1 pseudogene and 1 other annotated feature are annotated in these 667 nt (G+C 58.5%); the pseudogene reads right to left on the bottom strand.

The window, feature by feature from the left end:
* Positions 1-667 (bottom strand): annotated as a pseudogene (locus ACW9UQ_RS18705) (IS3 family transposase); the annotation flags it as partial.
* Positions 606-667 (bottom strand) — a sequence feature (AL1L pseudoknot). This feature is flagged as partial in the annotation. Its footprint overlaps the pseudogene before it by 62 nt.

Raw genomic sequence — 667 nt, 5'->3', positions numbered from 1 at the left:
CGACCTGCGGTCCGAATGGTGCACCAGGTCCCCTGAAGGAGTTCGCTGGCATATGGCCTGGTTCAAAGCGTCCAGAACAAAACCGGTCGTCATGGATGTCGAGACCCGCCACCCGACGATCTTGCGGGCGAAGACATCAATGATGAAGGCGACGTACACCATGCCCTGCCAGCTTGAGACATAGGTGAAGTCGTCGTCCACTGGGCTTGAACCAGTGGCGCCTGCATGGACGACCCCAGAGCTGGTTTGGCATGTCGGCTGTGAAGTCGCGATTGACCTTGTCATCCGGGCATGGCTGGGATGTGTCAGGGTTGGTCGTGATCGGCTTTTGCCCCCGCACAACACCCTGTATTCCCTTGGCTTTCATCAGCCGTTCCACTGTGCAGCGCGCAATGTCATGGCCGTCGCGGCGCAGATCATGCCAGATTTTACGGGCACCATAGCGCTTGCCGCTGCCATCAAAAGCGTCCTCGATCTTCCTGCGATCGATTGCATCCCGTTTGGCCCGGTCCGATGCCAGATCAGGATCATTGGCAATGGCGGCATGAGCATAGAATGTCCCCTCTCGTGACATTTGCTTTGCAAATGCACTGCCGGGCAATGGACGGGGCAATCGGCAGCACCCTGCAGATCGGCTCGACCCCGTGGACCTCTCGATACTCTTCGA

It is taken from the genome of Halovulum sp. GXIMD14793, from assembly GCF_054457435.1.
The sequence above is the reverse complement of the archived record's forward strand: the minus strand, read 5'-3'. Positions and strand labels throughout refer to the sequence as shown.